This window comes from Frankia sp. CoWAU3, assembly GCF_977971855.1.
The window spans coordinates 5365-7750 of the sequence record NZ_CDWWXB010000130.1 but is presented as its reverse complement, the minus strand read 5'-3'; the positions used below and the strand labels follow the sequence as shown (position 1 = coordinate 7750).

2 protein-coding genes are annotated in these 2386 nt (G+C 73.5%); one reads left to right on the top strand and one right to left on the bottom strand.

The features are described from left to right. Positions 1 to 1340: glycosyltransferase family 4 protein (locus tag AC08ON_RS12295; RefSeq protein ID WP_476617001.1), on the top strand; the 1340-nt coding region annotated here is incomplete at its 5' end. A 153-nt stretch (positions 1341 to 1493) separates the two neighbouring features. Here AC08ON_RS12295 and AC08ON_RS12290 read toward each other — a convergent pair. Next, the gene (locus AC08ON_RS12290; protein WP_476609795.1) at positions 1494 to 2093 is read right to left on the bottom strand and encodes a RyR domain-containing protein; all 600 of its coding nucleotides are present in this window, start codon (positions 2091 to 2093) and stop codon (positions 1494 to 1496) included. Positions 2094 to 2386 lie beyond the last annotated feature (293 nt).

The window sequence follows — 2386 nt, the reverse complement described above, 5'->3', positions numbered from 1 at the left end:
TGGGGCAACTGCTGGAGGCGCCGGGCAGCCGGTGGGTCTACCGGCACCGACCGGTGGTGGTCGTCTCCCCCTCGACCCGCACCGAGGCCCGTGACATCCTCGGCCTGCCCGGCCCGCGCTTCCTGGTCCCCAACGGGGTGACCACCACGACCGCCGGGGCCACCACGTTCACGGGCCCGGCTGGCGGCGGGCCCGCAGGCTTGGATGGCGGGCCCGCAGACTCGGATGGCGGCCCCGCGACGACGCCCACCATCGTGTGCGTCGGCCGGCTCGTGCCGCACAAGCGGCTCCACCTGCTCCTCGACGCGCTGCCCGCGCTGGTCGGGGCGCATCCCGGGCTCACCGTCCACATCGTCGGCGACGGCCCGGACCGCGAACGGCTGACCGCCCGCGCGGTTGCCCTCGGGCTGACCACCCCCGGTGCGGTGACCACCACCGACCCGGGGGCGGCTCCGGGCTCGGGAGGCACGACCGAGCGGGACGGTGACGCCGTGCGCTGGCACGGCTACAGCGATGCCGCCACCCGCGACCGGCTGCTTTCCTCGGCCTGGCTGACGGTCAACCCCTCGCATGGTGAGGGCTGGGGGCTGTCGGTACTGGAGGCCGCCGCCCTCGGGGTGCCCGCGGTGGCGTTCCGGGTCCCGGGGCTGCGCGACGCGGTCCGGGACGGGACGACGGGATGGCTGGTCGACAAGGGCGAGCCGCTGGAGAAGACCCTCGACGCGGCGCTACGGCTACTGGCCGAGCCGCCCGCGGCGGCCGAGCTGCGCGCGGCGGCCCGCGCCTGGGCTGCCGGGTTCACCTGGGACGCCAGCGCCGAACTGCTGGCTCGGGTGGTCACCGCCGAGATCGACCGACTGGCCGGCCCGGCGGCGAAGCGGGCCGAAGCAGGAGAACAAGGCCGCGCGCCGCAGCGGGGTCGGGGACCGGATCGGGGCCTGGAGCGCCGGCGCCGGGACGATGACCTCACGCACGCCCGCTTCACCCTGCCGGTCGGCACCTCCCGCCCGGCGTTGCGCCGCACGGACCTGGTGTACCGGCCGGATCCGACCGGCCCGGAGATGATCGCGCTCCTCTACGGCGCCGGCCCCGCCGCCGCACGCACCGCCCTGGCCCGGGCCGGAGTCGGGGTCGGCGCGCTCGCCGACCTGCGACTACGCCCGGCGACCGGCGAGGACCTGCTGTTCGCGGCCAGCCGTGACCTGGCGGCATCTCCCCCGGATCCGGGTCCCGGTCCGATCCCGACCGACAACCGGGACGATCAGGCGAAGGCCGGAGCGCGACGAGCAGCCTCGAACATGCTTTCCACGGAGCTGGCGGGAAAACCAGGTGACCGTTGATCGGGACGGTACCCAGGGGGCTGTCAAGTTCTCGGCTCCGTCACCACCGAATCTGCGACAGAGCCAAGTTCCCTGTGTGCGGGGCTGCGGAGGTCTTCGGGGTCATCGGCGGACAGCGGCAATGCGCCGACGATCGTCGCGGCCGTCAGCCGCTCACCGGATAGCCGCCTCGGCGGCGGGTCGCCGGGTGATGCACAGATCGGCCCGGGCCAGAACGGCCGGCATGTTCCGGATCGCGTCGCGGTCCCGATCACGGTCCTCTTCGGTCAGCTCCTCCCAGTCCACCATGGACGGGTGACGCTTGTCCGGGCCGAGGTCCTCGCGCACCGGACCGTAGGAGTAACCCTGCCGCTCCTTGTGCTGCCGCCACCGGTCGTGCTCGGCCCGGGCAAGCTCCTCGACCTCGGCGGCGGACAGCGAAAACGGATCGACAGCCGGATCGACGTCCTGCTCGGCCGGTGTGCACACCCAGCCACGGTTACGCAGCACCGTCTCGTAGTGAACCGCCTGATCACGGTTGGCTTCCCGCAGCGCCTCGGAGAGCTCCGCCCAGGGCCGCAGTCCGGGCCTCGATCCGGCCGCGTGCCGTTTACCGAGCTCATGCTCCAGATAGCGGTCGTGGATCGCCCGCGCCAGCAGCTCCACCAACTCCCCGTCGCCCAGGACCGACGGCGTGCCGCCGGCGCCGCCATCCCCGCCCACCGCATCGGCCCAGGCCGGGCGCGAGGCCCCGATCGGCCGTAGAGCATCCACGCGGACTCCACGCACGGCACTCACGGCGCTCACGGCACGCATGGCACGCATGGCACGCATGGCACGCATGGCTGTGATCATGACCGGATGTCTCCCTCAGGAACAGACGGTGGACGACGTCCGAACAATCGGCGCCACGAAAACGCTAACCGAGTCCCTTGCTGTCGATATAGGGATTGCGAGTCCTATGCCCGACATCGGACCCGGCTCGGGCGCCGAAGTCGGCGCCGGCGCCCGAGCCGGCGGGACGGTCCCAGGCCCGCCCGGCCAGCGCGGCCAGCACCGCCGCCAAG